Below are 16690 nucleotides of genomic sequence, written 5' to 3'. Positions count from 1 at the left end.
CTTTAGTTAAAAGAAAAGGTATGGAACGACTCAAATTCCATACCTTTAGAGTTACTCTCGTTGATCTAAATTAAAATTTTAATAACCTGCAACTTGCGCAATCAATGCACCTAATACCGTACCTAATAACGCAAAGACAATTGCAGCTACAATAATAATGATACCGTGAACTTTTTTACCTCTTGAAATAGTTAAAGCTCCGAATACTATCCCAGCAATTCCAAATACAATTGGTAAAAATAATAAAGATATTACTGAAAATACCCATCCAAGTATGATGAATACTAAAGTACTTCTCTCATTTTGTTGCTGTTCCATTTAATTCAATCCTTTCTTTAAACGATAATATGTAAATTATAGTTCTAAAAGAGAATCTTGTTATTTCAAATAATAAATCATCACATTTATTATTTGTGTTAATTATACATAAATTAAAATTTTATGTATATAGCCTTTTTTAATCTTCAATTTTACGTATTTGTAAAAATATTTAAAATAGAAAAGAAATAAAACATGTTTATCTTTCATTAATTCTTTTTCAAAAAGACATCTTAGATTCATTTCCACGCGTATCTCTTCGGAAACGATACTATTCTTTCACCATTTAAATAATCTCATCGAAACTAAAATAACTATACTTACAATCACTTTTTCATAAATTAAAATATTCTAAAAATTATGCTACAATTTAAATATAATAATCGTGTTATGTTGTATTATTAAGGGTTTATAAGACTTTGTGGTAGTGATTTTTTGATAAATGGAGGGATATATGTGAAGACAGAAGTGTTGTATGGAAAATCTGAAATTGAGGTAAATGTACCAGATGACAGTACAATCATCGAACCTCAAAATATCGACGCTATTGAAGAGTATGAAACAGCTATCAAAGACGTTTTGAAGCATCCAACCAATTCAAAGCCTTTAAAAGAAATGGTTAAAAGTGATGACATCGTATCAATAGTCATTAGTGACATCACGCGTCCTACGCCAAATCATATTCTTGTGCCTTTACTAATTGAGGAATTGAATCATGTACCAAGAGAAAATTTCGTAATTATTAATGGTACAGGAACACATCGTGACCAAACACGTGATGAATTGATTCAAATGTTAGGTGAAGACATTGTAGATACAGTTAAAATTGTTCATAACCACTGCACTGAAGCAGAACGTCTTATCAAAGTTGGGGAGAGTAAGTATGGTTGTGATGCGTATTTAAATAAAGATTATGTTGAATCAGACTTCAAAATCGTCACTGGTTTCATAGAACCTCATTTCTTTGCAGGTTTCTCAGGCGGACCTAAAGGAATCATGCCGGGTATCGCTGGTTTAGAGACGATTCAAACATTTCATAACGCCAAAATGATTGGAGACCCACGTTCTACATGGGGCAATTTAGAAGATAACCCCGTACAGGATATGGCTAGAGAAGTGAACCGTATGTGCAAACCTGATTTTATGTTGAATGTTGCTTTAAATAAGAACAAAGAAATTACAGCTGCATTCGCTGGGGAAGTATTTGAAGCACACAAAGAAGGCTGTGCTTATGTTAAAGAACACGCGATGTTCAAATGCGACCATCGATTTGATGTCGTTATCGCTTCTAATTCGGGTTATCCTTTAGACCAAAACTTGTATCAAACTGTTAAAGGGATGAGTGCTGCAAGTAAAGTTGTTAAAGAAGGCGGAAACATTATCATGGTTTCCGAATGTGCTGATGGCTTCCCTGATCATGGTAAATTCGCTGAAATTTTTAAAATGGCCGACACCCCACAAGGGATTCTGGACCTCATCCATGATCCAAACTTTAAAGAAATGGACCAATGGCAAGTTCAGAAACAAGCGAGCATCCAAACATTCGCTAATGTGTACGTATACTCACAATTAACAGATCAACAATTGAAAGATTCAATGTTAAATCCAACTTCAAATATCGAACAAACGCTACAAGAATTAGAAGAACAATATGGACGTAAATTATCAATCGGCGTTATGCCACAAGGTCCATTAACTATTCCATATGTTGAGAATGAAGAATAATTTGGGAGGATGATGAGAATGACTGAATTAATGAATAAAGAAATGAAATTAGATCACTTACTTAAAGAAATGCGAAGTGTGGTTATTGCCTTTTCAGGTGGTGTAGATAGTAGTTTAGTGCTCAAAAAAGCTATAGATGTTTTAGGTGCTGAACATGTCAAACCTGTAGTTGTGAAATCAGAACTTTTCAGAAATGAAGAATTCAATCAAGCAATTGAATTGGGCCGAAGCCTAGGTGTAGACGTATTAGAAACTGAAATGGCTGAACTCGAAGATGATAATATCGTAAAGAACACGCCCGACAGTTGGTATTTCAGTAAACGCCTGCTATACGGCAAGCTTGATGAAATCAAAGAAGCGTTAGGCTTTAATTATGTGCTTGATGGCATGATTATGGATGACCTCGAAGATTTCCGCCCTGGTTTAAAAGCTAGAGACGAATTCGGTGTTCGTAGTGTGCTTCAAGAAGCCAATCTTTATAAATCAGAAATTAGAGAATTAAGTAAACAACATGATTTACCTGTATGGAATAAACCTGCACTATGTAGTTTAGCTTCAAGAATTCCTTACGGTGAAGCGTTAAGCTTTGCTAAAGTAAATAAAGTCAACGAAGCAGAGAAATATATTTTACAATTAGGAATTAATCATGTGCGTGTACGCTACCATCATAATATCGCTCGTATCGAAGTGGTTGAAGATGATTTAGCTACAATCTTAAAAAATAAAGACAACATCACTTTACGTTTAAAAGAATTAGGTTTTGACTATGTCACTGTAGATTTAGAAGGTTACAGAACAGGTAGTATGAACGAAGTTATTGATACGAAAGCAACAAATTTAGTATAAGGATGTATACACATAATGAGTAATCATGAACATTCTATTGAAGCATTGCTCGAAGGTGTAAAATCAAATCACATTTCTATAGATGAAGCTAAAGCCCAACTCAGTCATTATGACGAATTGGGCTTTGCTAAAATTGATTTACATCGAGCACAACGACAAGGCTTTCCCGAAGTCATTTTCGGTGAAGGTAAAACTAAAGAACAAATTCATCAAATTATTGAAAGTCTCACGCTACACAATCATGTGATTTTAGTTACACGTATTGATGAAACAAAGGCTAAATTTGTACTCAAACAGCACCCTTATCTTCAATATCACGCAACAGCCAATATCGTTTGTACGCCGATAGAAGAAATTAATAAATCTCAAAATTATATTTCAGTCCTTTGTGCCGGTACTTCTGATTTAGCAGTAGCCGAAGAAGCTGCTTTAACTGCAGAAGTAATGGGAATCCAAGTTAAACGCTTTTACGACGTTGGCGTGTCTGGTATTCATCGATTATTCAATCATATTCATGAAATACGCCAAGGTAAGGTATCCGTAGTCATTGCTGGAATGGAAGGCGCCTTAGCAAGTGTTGTTGGAGGACTTGTCGATCACCCCATTTATGCCGTTCCTACAAGCGTTGGTTATGGTGCAAATTTAGATGGCGTCACTACCCTGCTCTCCATGATTAATTCATGTGCACCAGGCACAAGTGTGCTCAATATTGATAATGGCTTTGGCGGAGGTTATAACGCTGGAATGATAGTGAAAATGATTGAAAATAACTAGAATGGAGCATCTATATGACAAATGCAATTTATTTAGATTGTCATGCAGGCATTGCCGGTGACATGTTGTTGTCAGCTTTAGTCGACTTAGGCGCTGACCCCCATGAAATTGAAAGCGAACTTAAGACTTTACCGCTAGATCATTTTGAACTTCATTTTCAGAAGAAGATGAAGCAAGGCATTCATGCAATGACATTAAACATTGATTTCGATGAACCACATCATCATCGCCACGCATCAGATATCTTGAAAATGATTGACGACAGCACATTATCGCCTCGAGTCAAAGACAGAAGCAAGCGAATATTTGAAGTGATTGGACATGCAGAAGCTAAAATTCATGGCATGTCATTTGAAGATGTACACTTTCATGAAGTTGGCGCGATGGACTCTATCATCGATATTATAGGCGGATGTATCGCATTAGAATTATTAGACATTGATGAATTATATTGTTCACCGATTCCTACAGGCAACGGCAAAATCAATATCGCACATGGTGTGTATCCCGTACCAGCACCAGCGACTGCCGAAATTCTTAAAGGGATACCACTTGCAGAGTTTGATGTCCAAAGTGAATTAACTACTCCCACTGGTGCAGCCTTTGCGAAAAGTTTAGTGTCATCTTTCGGCGCATTCCCTTCTGCTACGATGAAAGACATTGGTTATGGTGCAGGGAGTAAAGACTTTGATTTCCCTAACGTGTTAAGAGTCATTCAATTTGAGACGCAATCAAAAAAGCAAGATGAAGTCCAGGTTATCGAATGCCAAATTGATGATATGATGCCGGAATCATTAGGACATTTCATGGATATGGCATTAGAACGAGGCGCTCTAGATACTTATTACACCCCGATATTTATGAAGAAAGGACGTCCTAGTACACATTTGACAGTGATTTGTAAACCAAACACTGCATTTGAGTTTGAAACGCTTGTCTTACAAGAGACATCTTCACTCGGAGTTCGTAGTTACGCGGTTCGTAGAAATATATTAGATCGAACTTTTAGAGATATCGATACCGGATATGGGAAGATTTCTGTGAAATTCGCATTGCGAGAGGGTAAGATTTTGAAAATGAAGCCCGAATATGAAGACGTGAAACAAGTTGCCGAAAGATTTGAAAGACCTTTTCATATGATTCATAATGAAATTGTTAAAACCTTATTTGAAAAGTACAGTATTGGCGATGAACTCGAATAACTCGTTTACAAAGGAGATTAAAATGAACCGAGAAAGTTTAAAATTGACTATTGAAAAACTTTATAACGATATTTTAATCAATCTTGATGTTGAGAAAATTAATATGTACTTTGCCCCTTCTTATATTCAAACGACAGATCATCACACGTCGGATATTAATGAATTTACAGATCACCTTAAGAAACTCAAAGAGGTTGTGGCTCGTCTTTCCATTAATGAATTTAAAACCATGCTTATAGATGAATCTCAAAATACGATTTTCTTACGCTATGATGTCAATGTTGAGAAGAAAGATGGTTTCAAAGGGAAAGTAGAAGTTTATGCAGAATTTGTATTTAACGAAGAGGGAAAAGTTATCTCTTGCAACGAATTAACGCTACCTTATAGCGAAGAACTTAACGGAATTGGCAGTGTGAAATAATAACAAGCTATACAATATAAAGGGAGCGGGACAGAAATATAATTTAGCTAAATTATTTTCGTTGTCCCACTCCCAACTTGCATTGTTTGCAGAATTTCTTAAAAAGAAATTCTCTATGTTGGGGCCCCGCCGGCAAGGATGACTAGGATTGAGAGAAGCTTAATTTAAGCGCACTTTTAATTCAGGACATCTACTGCCAATATGTTAAGGAGGCTAAGACAATTAATTATGTCCCAGCCTCTAAATTATATTCTGATACCGTCATCATCAAAATATTAAATTTTATAATACTTATTCAAATGCTTGATATAATTCGTCGCTAGAGTTATTCCACATGTCTTCATTATGGCTCTTCAAGAATTCTTTCAAGATTTGTTTATTTTCATCACCAATTTGATCGATAATAAATTGATGTTTCATAGATTTATCCATCATATTCACATGTTCAGGCATACTCTTATAGCCACGACGTATACTTCTATTCACTAATAAATAACAAGCTGTGACTCCCGCATAGTAAGGTCCTTGTTCACTGCGTTCTGTAGTGACCCAACATAACCAATATTCTTTCGCTTCGTCACCTTCTACTTGTTCTTTATCATTAATCCATTTTACGCCCTTTTCAACTTTAGCACGGGCATGCATGCCACCAATATCTATAAAGGCTTCTTTGTTTTCTACATCTATAAAAACTGGCGCAATATTGTCTAGACTTATTGAGCCAATATTAGTGCCTTTGTGTCCGTCTAGTGGGTCATTTTTTATAATATTAAAATTAAACCCCTTTTTCTCAGCCAAATTAGATACCTCCCAATCTACATCATAATTATTCAAAGATATTTATTTCAATCTTATCTAAGAGAGGCGACAAGCGCAAACCTTTAATTCAATTCATTTAATAAATTGATAATAGCACCTTTAATTTCGAGATTGTCTATATTAAGTATCAGTTCTTTAGGATAATATAATTTATGGTCTTCACGATTAATACCAGTAATACTATTAATTACCATAGATTGATGACTTATTTCTGTGATGGATCCATTACTTCGTAACAAATGAATCGGTTTACGATTAGATCCAGGACGATCATAATCGTAAGGTAAATCTGAAAATGCCTCACTTACAAAGTAATAGTCAGGATTAATGCCACCCGCTTCAAATAATTCTTGTAATTCTGAAATAGTAATAATTGAACCATCGAATGGAATGTATTTAAATAAATCTCGATTAATAAAACGATGTGATAAATCACTTAGAATCGCATCTTCTTCATTTATCCATTTCTTCAAGTAATATAAGACAACAGCTTCATCTAGTTCAACATATTGTTCTATGGTCATCGTACCTTCAAAGAAAGGTACAAAGTCTTGAGGGTACATTTTAAATTGATACCCTTCATTATAGAGTTGTTTGGCACGTTTAAGGCAATTATTTAATAACACTTCGCCTCCACGACTTACTGGATGGAAGTAAATTTGCCAATACATTTGGTAACGACTCATAATGAAATTTTCAACTGCATGCATGCCACTTTCCTTAATTAATACTTCATCTTTTGAAGGACGCATTAACCTTAAAATACGTTCCATATCAAATGAACCATACGTCACACCTGTGAAATACGCATCACGTTGTAAATAATCCATTCGATCAGCATCAATTTGAGAAGATATCATAGATATGATTAACTTGTTATCGTGTGTTTTATTGATAACATCCGCAACTTCTTGTGGGAATGTTTCAGAAACACGACTAAGCACTTCATTGACTTCCGTGTCCTCAGTAATAATTGCCTGAGTAAATGCTTCATGGTCAGTATTAAATATCTTTTCAAAACTGTGGGAGAAAGGACCATGACCCAAATCATGTAGCAAGGCTGCACATAAAGCGAGTGGGCGGTCATTATTATCCCAAGCGTCTCGACCTATAAATGATTCATCAATCATACGTCGAACAATTTCATACACACCTAGTGAATGTCCGAAACGACTATGTTCTGCAGTATGGAATGATAAATATAGCGTTCCTAATTGTTTAATACGTCTTAATCGTTGAAATTCTTTTGTTTTTATCAAATCCCAAATGAGTTGATCATTGACATGTATGTATCGGTGAATTGGATCTTTGAATACCTTTTCCTCAGCTAATTTACTTGTTGCATATGATGATAGAGCCATATTTCCCCTCCTTAGGAACACTTGAATTGAAATTCACAGTGATCTTTATTTCATAGACAATTGTCTATTGTAGACAGTTAAGAAAATCTCGATTTCACTCACATATTATTCGTATAATGGACTTCTTCAGTGTTGCGTCGCTTTACTCAGTGTGCAACTATTATCTGCTTAAAATGATTTCTTCATTAATGCTAAGTCCATTGTTTCGCCGAACATTTCTGGTTGATATGAACGAACGATTTCAAAGCCATTTTCCTTATAATAATCAATACCATGATTATTTTTATTATCAACCTCTAAATAAACCGTATCGTATTGACCTTTAAATTGATTTAAACCTTCTGTTAGCAAGCTTGTACCATAACCTTTATGTTGAGATTCTGGTCTGACATAGTGCGCAGCTAAGTACAATTCCTCGCCATAGATAAAGTTAGCAAAACCTATAATTTCTTCATCTTCTTCTGCTACTAAGAATAATTGTTCTGTTAATCTCTTTTTTAAATGTGTTTCATTATATGAAGCAGCTAATAATTCATTGACTGTAGAAGCTGCGTAAATATTTAAATACGTATTATACCAAGCTTTCGTAGCAACATCTCTAATAGCTACCACATCATTCTCAGTTGCCTGTCTCACTCTATACATGTTACTTTCTCCCCTAACTATTACAAGCTATTAATAAAGGCATTATATCACATTTATGTTAACTTAATTCAATTCAAACATTTAAAAACCCTATACAAAAATTATTTTAAAACTATTAATAACCAAGCCCTATTAAATAATTAATTTTCGATAAATAGAATTAATCGAAACTACTAACTCTCAAAAAATAAAAAACAACGAAAGATAACATCTAAATTCAAAATGTTTCTTCCGTTGAATTGTAATAAGCTTATTGACCTAGTTCTTCGTTCCATTCTTTTGCGCGTTCTAAAGCATATGTATCTTTCTTGATATCTCCTGGCTTTTCAGCAGTTCCAATAATATAACCTTTCAATTCGCCACCTAAAAACTCTACACTATATTTCATCTGAGTAATACATGGCTTAGCTTTGACTTTAGGACAATCTCCACCGACTAGAATTAATCGAAAATCCTTTTTAGCCATTACAGATTTAAAATCACGATAGTCTTTATCTTGCATTGTCTCAGACCAATGATCAATAAACGCCTTTAAAGAAGCTGAAATACTGTACCAATAAACTGGCGATGCGAATATCACTGTATCACTTTCTAAAACTAAATCGATCAGTTGCTTATAATCATCCTCATAAGATTCAATAAAGTAATTTTCATGTCTCACATCACGTACAGGATTTAATTGATATTGAGTTACATCTACCCAGTTATAATCTAAACCTTCCAAAGCATATTGAGTTAATTCTGCCGTATTCCCATCAGGACGACTACCACCAAACAACACTGTAATCATTATTAATTTCCTCCGCAATTTAAAGGTATTCATAGTTATGTATTTATAGTACTTTTCATACCCGTTATTTTGAAGACTACTTCAATTTTTATGTTGAAAATTTTAAAATATCAAAAAGGGAGACGTAATTTTTCATCTATGTTCTAGTTTCACACATCGCATCCATCGTTTCGTTATTCATCTCTATTCAAAATCGTAAAGTGAATTAAAAAAGTTATCATCATTACAACTACATTAACCACGCCTAAAATAATTGCTAATAAAGGCGCGTCAAACATTTTAAATGCTTCTGCTGTGGCCATAACGTCCATAAATAAATGTGTACACAGTACTGAAAATGAAATACCCATTATTTTAACAATCAACGTATAAAGAAAGTAACTTATTGTTTTAAGATACCAACCTAAGCCAACAGGATAGATAATGAGTAAAATACAAATCCATGAAGTACGCGTTTGATAAATCGTATTAGCCATAACATATTCAATTGGTATAAGAGAAAGCAAACCTAAAATTATTAATTTAGAAAGTTTCACTTTAAATCACCATAATTCATATAATTATTCATTTTAAACTTTCATTTAATATAACATTCTTAATAAGCATCTTTAAAACCAAAAAAGAAGCTGGGACATAATTAATCGTCTCAGCCTTCTTTAACATATTGGCAGTAGATGTCTGAATTAAAAGTGCGCTTATATCAAGCTTCTTTTAATCCTAGTCATCCTTGCCGGCGGGGCCCCAACATAGAGAATTTCTTAAAAAGAAATTCTGCAAACAATGAAAGTTGGGAGAGGGACAACGAAAATAATTTTGCTAAATTATATTTCTGTCCCACTCCCAAATTCTTCTTAAAAATTACTTTTCAATTGGGAATAATTGATCAATTTTGTTGATTTCGTCTTGTGTTAATTCAATATTTGCAGCATCGATATTCTCTACAACTTGTTCAGCACGTTTGGCACCTGGAATTACAACGTCTAATGATGGACGTGTTAAGTAGAATGCTAGTACGACATTCGCAATGGATGTGTTGTGCGCTATAGCAATATCAGTTAACTCTTTCACGCGACGCACATTATCTTTAAACACCTCAGGTTGGAAGTCACGACGTGTTGCACGATGATCATTAAATGTTTGGTCTTCATCATATTTACCTGCAAGAATTCCTGAAGCTAATGGGAAATATGGCACAAACGTAATGTTATTTTCCGCTGCATATGCCATCACTTCTTCATTTTCTCGATGTAATAAATTATATTCTAATTGCACGACATCAACATATCCATCTTTATTGGCTTCTTTCAATTGTTCTAATGAGAAATTAGATACACCGATGGCTTTAATTTTACCTTCGTCTTTAAGTTCTTTTAACGCTGCAACAGCTTTATCTTTTGGCGTCTCTTCATCAGGAAAATGAATATAATATAAATCAATATAATCTACTTGGAGACGTTTCAAACTATTCTCAACTTGCTGTTTTAAATATTCAGGATCATTATTCTGTACAACTTCATCGTTATCTTTGATGACATGTGATCCTTTAGTCGCAATTTGAACTTGCTCGCGAGGATATTCTTGTACAACTTGTCCAACAAGTTCTTCAGAACGTTCCGGTCCATAAATATATGCTGTATCAAGTAACGTTATACCATTATCAATTGCTTTACGTACAACCTCTTTGCCTTGTTCTTCATCTAAATTTGGATATAAATTATGTCCACCTACTGCATTAGTACCAAGTGCAATTGGGAAGACTTTAACATCTGATTTACCTAATTGTACTTTATTAGCCATTGAAGTCATCTCCTTCATTATCATTACTGTTTTTTTATTTCATTTTCAAAAATGAACTTACAAATCATATTTACCCTACTTATAGTTTATAAAATCACGAAAAGTTTGTGACGGAGACTTAAAAATTGACTAAGTATTAAATATACGCTTTAATGTAACTAAATAAGTTACATTAAGGTGAGTAGATATGAATTTAGAATTCAACATTGCGATACATGTGTTAACCTTCCTCACAAAGCACAAAGATGAAAAATTTAATAGTAAGGAACTGGCTGAACTTACATGTCTTAACCCTGTACAACTAAGACGCGTCGTTTCAGTCTTAAGTGATCAGCATTACATCACCACTGTGCGAGGAAAAGGTGGCGGATACCAATCGAATCAACATACAGCTTCAGTCAATCTGGCAACACTATATCAACAATTTGTCTTAAATAAAGAAAGTAAACATAGAATTTATACCGGAGATACATCTAGTCATTGCGATATTTCTAAACATATTGCTCACACAATGTCAGACTACTACGATGAAGAAATTCAACTTATCTTAAATTTTTATCGTAACAAAACGATTCAAGATGTCTTAAACGACATTTTGCAGGAGGTAAACAAACCATGACAACTTATGACCTTATCATCATTGGATTTGGAAAAGCAGGTAAAACTTTAGCAGCGTATGCAGCAGGCCAAGGACAACACGTCGCACTTATAGAACAATCAGCAAAAATGTATGGCGGAACATGCATAAATATTGGCTGTATACCTTCAAAGACGTTAGTGCATGATGGTATTGAAGGTGCATCTTTTGGCGAAGCATTTTCAAGAAAAAATGAAGTAGTGTCAGCGCTAAATAACAAGAATTATAACAACTTAGCATCAATTGAAAATCTCGATATATTAGATTATAAAGCTAAATTTATTTCTAATAATGAAATTGCGTTATTGGATGAAGCAGGAAATGTAAAAAATAGACTTACTGGAAACAAAATTGTCATTAATACTGGCGCACAAGCGAATATTCCAAATATTAAAGGTATAGATACAACTAAAAATATTTACGATTCAACGGGTTTATTAAATATTGACTTCCAACCACAAGAATTAGTCATTGTAGGTGGCGGTTACATTGCACTTGAGTTCGCTTCAATGTTTAGTAATTTAGGATCGAACGTGACAGTATTAGAATATGGAAATGTAATGATGCCACGTGAAGACCGCGAAGTTGCTGAACTTGCAATTCAAGACTTACGCAATAAAGGAATTTCAGTTTATACAAATGTAGAAACGACAGCATTTTCAAATGAGGGAGATGCGACGATTGTTCACACAAATCAAGGTGACTTTAAGTCAGATGCGGTATTATTAGCGACGGGGCGTAAACCAAATACAGATGGTTTAGGACTTGAGAATACTGATATCAATATCGGTCAACATGGCGAAATTGTCGTTAATGACAAACTTCAAACTACAGTAGAACACATATACGCAGCTGGAGATGTCAAAGGCGGTCTTCAATTCACATATATTTCGCTCGATGACTTTAGAATTCTTCAATCTCAATTCTTTGGAGATGGAACTAGAACAACGGAGAACCGAGGTATCATTCCTTATACAGTGTTTATTGATCCTCCGCTTTCAAGAGTTGGTCTAACTGCCACTGAAGCTAAGGCACAAGGTTTTAATTTCCTGGAAAATAAAATTTACGTAAATACAATCCCACGTCATAAGATTAATAATGACCCAAGAGGCGTATTCAAAGTCGTGATAAATCAAGACAATAATGAAATACTAGGTGCAAGCTTGTATGGCAAGGAATCAGAAGAATTGATTAACATAATCAAACTTGCGATAGATCAACATATTCCTTATACAGTACTGAGAGATAATATTTATACACACCCTACCATGGCCGAATCCTTCAACGATTTATTTAAATTATAAAAATGAATAATGAAAACAGCATTTGTTTATAGATAAACATAATAAAGCACGAGGATGATATGATTTAGAACCATCCCCGTGCTTTCTTATACGACTATTTAGCTGTTTTACGTTTTTCTAGTTTCTCTTTAAGTTTTCGGTCTTGCTCTTCTTTACGGCGTTTACGTTCTTCATTACGCTTTCTTAAACGCTCCTCTTCTTCAGGATCGCGTGGCTTTTTCAATTGTTTTGTAACCTTTTCCATTAACTCGTCTTCAGTCAACGCAGCAAGTGGGCGATTGTTTACGAATGCAAAGGTCTTACGTCTTCCTGGACCACAATAAGACTGACAGCCAATTTCAATTTCAGCTTCAGGATCTAATTTTTCCAATTTTTTCTTCAATGTTTTGATATTTACTGCCTGACATTCATCGCAAATCAGAAATTTATTCTGCATCTTGCTACCCACCTTTCTCATTAAATCATTTCTAATGACCTTAACGTTTAAATATAACTCTAACTATTTTACTCTTTTTATCATAAATTTCAAGTTGATTTAAACCAAATAATTATCCATAGAAAAAGGGAGTGGAACTGAAATATAATTCAGCAAAATTATTTTCGTCGTCCCTCTCCCAACTTTCATTGTTTGCAGAATTTCTTAAAAAGAAATTCTCTGTGTTGGGGCCCCGCCGGCAAGGATGGCTAGGATTGAAAGAAGCTTGATATAAGCGCACTTTTAATTCAGACATCTACTGCCAATATGTTAAAGAAAGCTGAGACAATTAATTATGTCCCAGCCTCTTGACGTTACTGACCGTGATAAATCTTAAATTCTAATGGTTTAATACCGTTCGCAATCCATTCATCATAAATTAATTGCTTATCAATGACGTTATTAATAATCGTGATACCACAGTCGCCACCACCAGCGCCTGATGTTTTAGACGCACCGCCGTGTTTCTCACCAATTTCACATAATTGTTTCAACTTATCTGTTTCGATATTCACTGTCGCTTCAACATCCATTGATTGAATCACAAGTCGGTTTTGGCGTATCATCTTCTGCACGCCTTTGATGTTATTCGTTTTGAACGCTTGTATTAAACTTTCTACACACATGTGTGATTGATCAAGAAATTCTCCGTAGAAGCTTGGATCAGATTTTAATCGCTTTACTTCACTCACTAAATGTGGTGAAGAAGCTGGAGAACCTGTCCACCCTATCAAAACTTCCATATTTTCAGGTGCTTGTAATGGTTCAATGTGAAGACCTGGCCAGTTCTTTTCCAAAACTTCATTCACAGAAGTCTCTTCCATCTGTTGTTTAACCCATTCATGATCAAATGTACTATACGCAAGCCATCCACTGTAGACACTCACTGCTATGTCACCACAAGAACTTAAGCTTTGCAATTTCATATTAGCGATAACTGCTAATTTATAGATATATAAATTTGAAAGTTGCATCTCGTAAAATTCATTCAATGCTTTGACTACTGATACAAGTACTGCAGCACTTGAGCCTAAACCATACTTCTGACCTGAAGCGTCTGCTAAATTACTATCGATGGTTAAATGGAAATGCTTAAGCTTAGTATTACAACTCCGCGCGTACTGTTCAAAGACTTCAATCGCAGTAACGACATATTTTAATTGTTTTGCAGCTTGAACATCTGAAATCTCTATCCTATCTTCATTACGATCAAATTTAACAGGCTCATAATGCAATGTTTTAGAATAAATACTGCCCTCAACTTCATTAGAGGCTTCTATTGCTGCCGTAACAAATCTGTCGACTGCAATAAGAACAGATTTGTAGCCTGGTTCTGTTACAGCATATTCACCTGCAATATAAAGTTTTCCGGGTGCTTTGACCTGTATCATCCTATCTCTTCCTTACATAATAATTTCTACGCCAGTACTGATTATATCACTTGCAATAATTTGCTTTTCATCAAACGTTTTTAAAAATTGGTCAATAACAGCTTGCTTGTTTTTCTTTTCAACAAGAACTTTAACATTTGGACCTGCATCCATCGTAAAGTAACAAGGTAAGCCTGCTTCACGACACTGATGCACAATGGCCATAGCGTCGTAACTTTCTTGAACCATGTATGTAAATGGTGGTTGTGCGCCTAGATTCGTCGCATGCATTCTTAAACCATTTGCTTCAATAACTTCTCCAAGATGTTTAAAATCTTTATGATGTATTGCTTCTTTTGCATCAGCTAAATCTTGGTCTACATGATCAAGCCAGTACTGATAGAAACGAGATGTATCACGTGTTAAAGACATCCCAGAACGACTTGACACTTTTTTAGACTTATTATTGATAACTACGAAAATCATTGAAAGTTCGTCTTCCCAATGTTGTGCGTCAATTGGATGTGCGAAAGATGTAGCATCATCATGGCCTTTTTCCCATTCAGCAAAGCCACCAAAAATACTTCTAGAAGCAGAACCTGAACCTCGACGTGCTAACCTTGATAAGTCTTTATCTGATAAACCTAAGTGAAGGGCTTCGTTACAAGCCGCAGCTAACGCAGCATACGCACTGGCTGAAGAAGCTAACCCTGCTGAAGTAGGAACAAAGTTTTCGCTTTCAATAACCGCATATAACTCTGTATCTGCAACTTCTCTGACAATATCCATATATTTTTGGATTTTAGCCGTTTCTTTATCGTCCACTTTTTCTCCGTTTAGAATAAGTTTATCTTCAGTTAAGCTACTATCGAAAGTGACTTTCGTTTCAGTATAAAAGCGATCGAGCGTGATAGATAAACTATTATTCATCGGAATGATATATGCTTCATCAGCTTTGCCCCAATATTTAATTAACGCAATATTTGTGTGCGCACGTGCTTTGCCACTTTTCACCAATGATTTACCCTCCTAAATGTTCAATCCACGTATGTGCTGCGCCTGCTTTTTCAACTGCTGCTACAATGTTCTTCGCAGTTTGTAAATCATGCGCAAGAAGAAGCATGCTACCACCACGTCCTCCGCCAGTTAATTTACCAGCAATGGCACCATGTGCTTTACCTATATTCAATAATTTTTCAATTTTATCATGACTTACTGTGAGTTGTTTTAAATCTTCTTGGCATTGATTAAAGACGTCCGCAAGATGATTAAAGTCATGCTTCTCAATTGAATCACTCGCTTCATGTACAAGTTTACCGATATGTTCAACATAAGTCATATATTCAGGATTCTCACATAAAATATGAACGTCCTCTACAGCTTGCTTAGTAGAACCCTTTACGCCAGTGTCTATAACGACCATGTAACCGCCAAGTTGCAGTGATTTAAGGGTTTCTACATGACCTTGTTTGAACCAGACAGGTTTGTTAGAAACAATCGTTTGTGTATCAATACCACTAGGTTTACCATGTGCAATTCGCTCAGCCCAGTTCGCTTCTTTAATCAATGTTTCATCATCTAAAGGTATGCCCATAAAATCATAGCTCGCTCTAACAAAAGCTACAGCGACTGCTGCACTAGAACCTAATCCTCTTGAAGGTGGTAAGTTCGTTTGAATTTTCACTGAAAGTGGTTCTTTCACCCCACTTCTCTCTATAAAGCGATTAACAATAGACTTTAGATGTTCAGGCGCATCATATAACATACCGTCATATACATCACTTGTAATAGAAGAGTAATTCCCTTCTTCCATGCTTTCGATTAATATTTTAATTTTACCGGCATTAAATGGGATAGCGATGGCTGGTTGACCAAATGTTACTGCGTGTTCACCAATTAGAATAATCTTTCCGGTAGACTCCCCGTATCCTTGTCTAGTCATGTTTTCTCACCTTTTATATACCTTCTCTATACTTTTTGTTATATTGATTCATCGACACTGCGTTATTAATTATATTTTTGAAAATGTTAAATACATCGTTTTTCGACTGTTTTAAACGTCACTTAAATGACTATTTTAGCGAAAATTAAGGTATTATCGCTACTGTTTCAACATGTAATATATCGTAAAAAGAAATTTTTCACTACAAAAGAGTATAATAACTCTTTTTCAAATACATCACAACACTTTAATATTATAAAACTC

Annotated in this window: 18 protein-coding genes; 7 read left to right on the top strand and 11 right to left on the bottom strand. The window is 34.9% G+C overall.

Translation table 11 applies throughout. The features are described 5' to 3' along the window. Positions 1-78: 78 nt before the first annotated feature. On the bottom strand, positions 79-318 hold the full coding sequence (locus HMPREF2580_RS10600; protein WP_070832834.1) for a hypothetical protein: 240 nt from the start codon (positions 316-318) through the stop codon (positions 79-81). Positions 319-774: 456 nt separating this feature from the next. Between HMPREF2580_RS10600 and larA the strand changes: the two genes are divergently transcribed. Genes larA through HMPREF2580_RS10575 form a run of 5 tightly spaced genes read left to right on the top strand, consistent with a single transcriptional unit; the run spans position 775 to position 5286 of the window. Continuing rightward, on the top strand, positions 775-2043 hold the full coding sequence (larA, locus tag HMPREF2580_RS10595; protein WP_070832831.1) for a nickel-dependent lactate racemase: 1269 nt from the start codon (positions 775-777) through the stop codon (positions 2041-2043). Between the two features lie 18 nt (positions 2044-2061). Beyond that, complete coding sequence (larE, locus tag HMPREF2580_RS10590; RefSeq protein ID WP_070832829.1) at positions 2062-2889, top strand: ATP-dependent sacrificial sulfur transferase LarE; 828 nt, start codon at positions 2062-2064, stop codon at positions 2887-2889. Positions 2890-2904: 15 nt separating this feature from the next. After that, a complete protein-coding gene (larB, locus tag HMPREF2580_RS10585) occupies positions 2905-3663 on the top strand; it encodes a nickel pincer cofactor biosynthesis protein LarB (protein WP_070832826.1) in 759 nt (252 codons plus the stop codon). 14 nt (positions 3664-3677) lie between these two features. Then, entirely contained in the window at positions 3678-4865 is a 1188-nt protein-coding gene (larC, locus tag HMPREF2580_RS10580; protein ID WP_070832823.1) for a nickel pincer cofactor biosynthesis protein LarC, read from the top strand. Between the two features lie 22 nt (positions 4866-4887). Beyond that, positions 4888-5286, top strand: coding sequence for a hypothetical protein (locus HMPREF2580_RS10575; RefSeq protein ID WP_070832820.1), 399 nt, complete (start codon positions 4888-4890; stop codon positions 5284-5286). A 291-nt stretch (positions 5287-5577) separates the two neighbouring features. Here the strand turns inward: HMPREF2580_RS10575 and HMPREF2580_RS10570 are convergent, their stop codons facing one another. The 6 genes from HMPREF2580_RS10570 to HMPREF2580_RS10545 all read right to left on the bottom strand — a co-directional run bounded on the left by HMPREF2580_RS10570 (position 5578) and on the right by HMPREF2580_RS10545 (position 10698). Beyond that, complete coding sequence (locus HMPREF2580_RS10570; RefSeq protein ID WP_070832817.1) at positions 5578-6084, bottom strand: YwhD family protein; 507 nt, start codon at positions 6082-6084, stop codon at positions 5578-5580. Positions 6085-6167: 83 nt separating this feature from the next. Beyond that, positions 6168-7466 carry an HD domain-containing protein gene (locus HMPREF2580_RS10565; RefSeq protein WP_002441222.1) on the bottom strand — a complete coding sequence of 433 codons (1299 nt, stop codon included), beginning with the start codon at positions 7464-7466 and terminating at the stop codon, positions 6168-6170. 168 nt (positions 7467-7634) lie between these two features. Further along, positions 7635-8111: a GNAT family N-acetyltransferase gene (locus HMPREF2580_RS10560; RefSeq protein WP_070832814.1), complete on the bottom strand. Its 477-nt coding sequence runs from the start codon at positions 8109-8111 to the stop codon at positions 7635-7637. 250 nt (positions 8112-8361) lie between these two features. Further along, positions 8362-8901 (bottom strand): flavodoxin family protein, encoded by a 540-nt coding sequence (locus tag HMPREF2580_RS10555; protein WP_070832810.1) that lies wholly within the window; start codon positions 8899-8901, stop codon positions 8362-8364. 173 nt (positions 8902-9074) lie between these two features. Then, positions 9075-9437, bottom strand: a complete 363-nt coding sequence (locus HMPREF2580_RS10550) for a hypothetical protein (protein ID WP_070832807.1) — start codon at positions 9435-9437, stop codon at positions 9075-9077. A 322-nt stretch (positions 9438-9759) separates the two neighbouring features. Beyond that, a complete protein-coding gene (locus tag HMPREF2580_RS10545) occupies positions 9760-10698 on the bottom strand; it encodes an aldo/keto reductase (protein WP_070832804.1) in 939 nt (312 codons plus the stop codon). A gap of 187 nt (positions 10699-10885) precedes the next feature. On the opposite strand from HMPREF2580_RS10545, the gene hypR reads away from it, so the two are divergent. Continuing rightward, positions 10886-11317: a redox-sensitive transcriptional regulator HypR gene (gene hypR, locus HMPREF2580_RS10540; RefSeq protein WP_070832801.1), complete on the top strand. Its 432-nt coding sequence runs from the start codon at positions 10886-10888 to the stop codon at positions 11315-11317. Further along, the gene (merA, locus tag HMPREF2580_RS10535; protein WP_070832799.1) at positions 11314-12639 is read left to right on the top strand and encodes a hypothiocyanous acid reductase MerA; all 1326 of its coding nucleotides are present in this window, start codon (positions 11314-11316) and stop codon (positions 12637-12639) included. The genes hypR and merA overlap by 4 nt, the downstream gene beginning before the upstream one ends. A 94-nt stretch (positions 12640-12733) precedes the next feature. Here the strand turns inward: merA and HMPREF2580_RS10530 are convergent, their stop codons facing one another. The 4 genes from HMPREF2580_RS10530 to mvk form a co-directional block, all read right to left on the bottom strand. Further along, entirely contained in the window at positions 12734-13075 is a 342-nt protein-coding gene (locus tag HMPREF2580_RS10530; protein WP_037541136.1) for a YuzB family protein, read from the bottom strand. Between the two features lie 353 nt (positions 13076-13428). Further along, a complete protein-coding gene (locus HMPREF2580_RS10525) occupies positions 13429-14505 on the bottom strand; it encodes a phosphomevalonate kinase (RefSeq protein ID WP_002441202.1) in 1077 nt (358 codons plus the stop codon). A 12-nt stretch (positions 14506-14517) separates the two neighbouring features. After that, positions 14518-15501 carry a diphosphomevalonate decarboxylase gene (gene mvaD / locus HMPREF2580_RS10520; RefSeq protein ID WP_070832796.1) on the bottom strand — a complete coding sequence of 328 codons (984 nt, stop codon included), beginning with the start codon at positions 15499-15501 and terminating at the stop codon, positions 14518-14520. A 4-nt stretch (positions 15502-15505) separates the two neighbouring features. Then, the gene (gene mvk, locus HMPREF2580_RS10515; RefSeq protein ID WP_070832792.1) at positions 15506-16426 is read right to left on the bottom strand and encodes a mevalonate kinase; all 921 of its coding nucleotides are present in this window, start codon (positions 16424-16426) and stop codon (positions 15506-15508) included. Positions 16427-16690 lie beyond the last annotated feature (264 nt).

Origin of the sequence: Staphylococcus sp. HMSC036D05 (assembly GCF_001836225.1) — a bacterium.
GTDB lineage: Bacteria > Bacillota > Bacilli > Staphylococcales > Staphylococcaceae > Staphylococcus > Staphylococcus caprae.
The sequence above is the reverse complement of the archived record's forward strand: the minus strand, read 5'-3'. Positions and strand labels throughout refer to the sequence as shown.

Bases quoted from the DNA above. Each gene is read 5' to 3' on its own strand.
- HMPREF2580_RS10600 (WP_070832834.1), bottom strand. From the start codon at position 318: ATGGAACAGCAACAAAATGAGAGAAGTACTTTAGTATTCATCATACTT.
- larE (WP_070832829.1), top strand. From the start codon at position 2,062: ATGACTGAATTAATGAATAAAGAAATGAAATTAGATCACTTACTTAAA.
- larB (WP_070832826.1), top strand. From the start codon at position 2,905: ATGAGTAATCATGAACATTCTATTGAAGCATTGCTCGAAGGTGTAAAA.
- larC (WP_070832823.1), top strand. From the start codon at position 3,678: ATGACAAATGCAATTTATTTAGATTGTCATGCAGGCATTGCCGGTGAC.
- HMPREF2580_RS10575 (WP_070832820.1), top strand. From the start codon at position 4,888: ATGAACCGAGAAAGTTTAAAATTGACTATTGAAAAACTTTATAACGAT.
- HMPREF2580_RS10565 (WP_002441222.1), bottom strand. From the start codon at position 7,466: ATGGCTCTATCATCATATGCAACAAGTAAATTAGCTGAGGAAAAGGTA.
- HMPREF2580_RS10560 (WP_070832814.1), bottom strand. From the start codon at position 8,111: ATGTATAGAGTGAGACAGGCAACTGAGAATGATGTGGTAGCTATTAGA.
- HMPREF2580_RS10555 (WP_070832810.1), bottom strand. From the start codon at position 8,901: ATGATTACAGTGTTGTTTGGTGGTAGTCGTCCTGATGGGAATACGGCA.
- HMPREF2580_RS10545 (WP_070832804.1), bottom strand. From the start codon at position 10,698: ATGGCTAATAAAGTACAATTAGGTAAATCAGATGTTAAAGTCTTCCCA.
- hypR (WP_070832801.1), top strand. From the start codon at position 10,886: ATGAATTTAGAATTCAACATTGCGATACATGTGTTAACCTTCCTCACA.
- merA (WP_070832799.1), top strand. From the start codon at position 11,314: ATGACAACTTATGACCTTATCATCATTGGATTTGGAAAAGCAGGTAAA.
- HMPREF2580_RS10530 (WP_037541136.1), bottom strand. From the start codon at position 13,075: ATGCAGAATAAATTTCTGATTTGCGATGAATGTCAGGCAGTAAATATC.
- HMPREF2580_RS10525 (WP_002441202.1), bottom strand. From the start codon at position 14,505: ATGATACAGGTCAAAGCACCCGGAAAACTTTATATTGCAGGTGAATAT.
- mvk (WP_070832792.1), bottom strand. From the start codon at position 16,426: ATGACTAGACAAGGATACGGGGAGTCTACCGGAAAGATTATTCTAATT.